Here is a 2755-nt window from a genome sequence, read left to right on the forward strand (position 1 = left end):
GTACCCATCCGGCGACGGCCGCCTACCACAATGATGTTGAACCTGCCTTGTGTTTGTACGGGCGTTCTTTGGAGCGCCGGTAAGGACGGAGGCGGGAGGCGTAGTGGAAATCATCACCGGGGTGGAGCGGCGTCGGAATTGGCGGCCGGAGGATAAGCTGCGGATCCTGGCCGAGTTGGACGAACCGGGCGTGAAGTTTGTCGACGTGGCGCGACGGAACGAGGTGAGCCGGGGCCTGCTGTGGCAATGGCGGGATGCACGGCGACGCGGGACCTTGGTGGCCGAGGAGGCGACCTTCATGGCCGTGCGCGTCGTGCCGGAATTGCCGGTGGCAGCATCACCGGCCGAACCGACAGCCTCCTCGTTTGCCGCAGATGCGCCGGTCGAACGCGACGAGCGTATCGAGATCGTGCTGCCGGATGGCACGGCGGTGCGGGTCCTGGAGACGGTCGGCACCGCGGCGCTGCGTCGAGTGCTGTCGACGCTGCGCGGATGATCCCGGTCCCCTCCGGCGTCCGCGTCTGGCTGGCGATGGGCCACACGGACATGCGGCGCGGGATGCAGTCCCTGGCGCTGCAGGTGCAGCAGGCGCTCGGTCGCGATCCCCATGCCGGCGATCTCTACGTCTTCAGGGGCCGCAAGGCCGACCTGGTCAAGATCATTTGGCACGACGGCATCGGCATGTCGCTCTACATGAAACGGTTGGAGCGCGGCCGCTTCATATGGCCCTCGCCGACGGATGGCTGCGTCGCGATTTCCGGCTCGCAACTGGCCTACATGCTCGACGGAATCGATTGGCGAAACCCTCAACGAACCTGGCGACCCGAGGTCGCAGGATAGGCTGTCAGGGCGGCGATTTTAGGCTTCCCGCCAATGGCTGGGTGTGATTCGATCCCCGTTGTGATGCCCACGCCGGACAGCACCGCCGACGATATCGCCGCCCTGCGCGCCGCGCTCGCCACCGCGGAGTTGGCGCGTCAGGAGGCGGAGGCGCGGGCGTCCGGTGCCGAGGCCATGGTGGCGCATCTCAAGCTGCTCATCGCCAAGCTCAAGCATGACAAGTTCGGCGCCTCGTCCGAGCGCAGCCGCAAGCTGATCGATCAGCTCGAGCTGGAACTCGGCGAACTCGTCGCCGCCGCCAGCGAGGACGCCACCAAGGCGGAGACCGCCGCGGGCAAGGGCAAGTCGACCAACGGCGGCACATCGCCGCGCCGCCAGCCCGCGAGGACGCCGCTGCCGGAGCACCTGCCGCGCGAGCGCGTGGTGATTGCCGCCCCCTCCGCCTGCCCCTGCTGCGGCGGCAGGCTCTCCAAGCTGGGCGAGGACATTACCGAGACGCTGGAGGTCGTGCCACGACAGTGGAAGGTCATCCAGACCGTCCGCGAGCGGTTCTCATGCCGGTCCTGCGAGACCATCACCCAGCCGCCCGCGCCCTTCCATCCCATCGCCCGCGGCCGCGCCGGCCCACAGCTGCTGGCGATGATCCTCGAGGCGAAGTTCGGCCAGCACCTGCCGCTGAACCGCCTGAGCGAGACCTACGCCCGCGAGGGGATCGAGCTCAGCGTCTCGACGATCGCCGACTGGGTCGGCGCCTGCACCGCCAGCCTGACGCCGATGATGGCGCTGATCGACGCCCATGTCCTCGCCGCTGCCCGGCTCCACGGCGACGACACCACGGTGCCGGTGCTGGCCAAGGGCCGCACCATCACCGGCCGGGTCTGGACCTATGTGCGCGACGACCGGCCCTTCGCCGGGCCAGCACCGCCGGCGGCGATGTTCCGCTACTCCCGCGACCGCACCGGCGAGCATCCGCAGCGGCACCTGGTCGGCTACGGGGGCATCCTGCAGGCCGACGCCTATGCCGGGTTCAACGAGCTCTACGCGCCAGGCCGCAAGCCCGGCCCGATCACCGAGGCTGCCTGCTGGGCGCATGGCCGGCGCAAGCTGTTCAAGCTCGCCGAGGTCGCGCGGGCCCCGCTTGCCGCCGAGACGGTGCGGCGCATCGACGCGATCTTCGCGGCCGAGCGCGCCATCAACGGCCTGCCCGCCGACCAGCGCCTCGCTGTTCGCCAGGAGCAGATCGCGCCCCTCGTCGCCGACCTCGAGACCTGGATGCGCGAGCAGCGCGCCCGGATGTCTCGTCATGCCGAGGTGGCCAAGGCCATGGACTACATGCTGACCCGCTGGGACGCCTTCAGTCGCTTCCTGAACAACGGGAGGATTTGTCTCACGAATAACGCGGCCGAGCGGCAGCTGCGCGGCGTGGCTCTCGGCAGAAAGGCCTGGATGTTCGCCGGCAGCGACCGTGGCGGCGAGCGCGCCGCGGCGATGTATTCGCTCATCGCCACCGCCAAGTTGAACAACGTCGATCCCCGCGCCTGGCTCGCCGACGTGCTGGCCCGCATCGCTGACCACCCGGCCTCCCGCCTGCACGAGTTGCTGCCCTGGCACTGGAAGGCAGCCCAGGCCCGCCCCGCCGCCGAGGCCGCCTGACCGTGGCCGCGCCAGGCGTCGTGTTCACCATCGCCCGCGCCGCAGAGATGATCGGCGAGACCATCGACCTCCTCGACGAGATCGCCGACCAGCTCGAGCCCGAGGACGGCTGTCTCTGGATCTACGACACCGACGAACGCGCCACCCTGGGCTTCACCGAGCGCGGCATCGAATGCCTCAAGGAACTCATCGCCGATCAGAAGCGGTGACCCCCGGCCCGATCCCGGCACTCAGCACCCGCGGCCTTGGCCGGATGGATACG

General features: G+C 69.4%; 4 protein-coding genes. All 4 read left to right on the top strand.

Going from position 1 to position 2755, the window contains the following annotated elements; genetic code table 11:
- Window positions 1-103 precede the first annotated feature (103 nt).
- The 4 genes from tnpA to EJV46_RS07995 all read left to right on the top strand — a co-directional run bounded on the left by tnpA (window position 104) and on the right by EJV46_RS07995 (window position 2702).
- The gene (gene tnpA, locus EJV46_RS07980; protein WP_165585413.1) at window positions 104-496 is read left to right on the top strand and encodes an IS66-like element accessory protein TnpA; all 393 of its coding nucleotides are present in this window, start codon (window positions 104-106) and stop codon (window positions 494-496) included.
- Entirely contained in the window at window positions 493-840 is a 348-nt protein-coding gene (gene tnpB, locus EJV46_RS07985) for an IS66 family insertion sequence element accessory protein TnpB (protein WP_131548101.1), read from the top strand. The genes tnpA and tnpB overlap by 4 nt, the downstream gene beginning before the upstream one ends.
- A gap of 63 nt (window positions 841-903) precedes the next feature.
- A complete protein-coding gene (tnpC, locus tag EJV46_RS07990; protein WP_131548102.1) occupies window positions 904-2493 on the top strand; it encodes an IS66 family transposase in 1590 nt (529 codons plus the stop codon).
- Between the two features lie 2 nt (window positions 2494-2495).
- Window positions 2496-2702 carry a hypothetical protein gene (locus EJV46_RS07995; protein WP_131548103.1) on the top strand — a complete coding sequence of 69 codons (207 nt, stop codon included), beginning with the start codon at window positions 2496-2498 and terminating at the stop codon, window positions 2700-2702.
- Window positions 2703-2755 lie beyond the last annotated feature (53 nt).

Source organism: Roseococcus sp. SYP-B2431, from assembly GCF_004336745.1.
Lineage (GTDB): Bacteria > Pseudomonadota > Alphaproteobacteria > Acetobacterales > Acetobacteraceae > Roseococcus.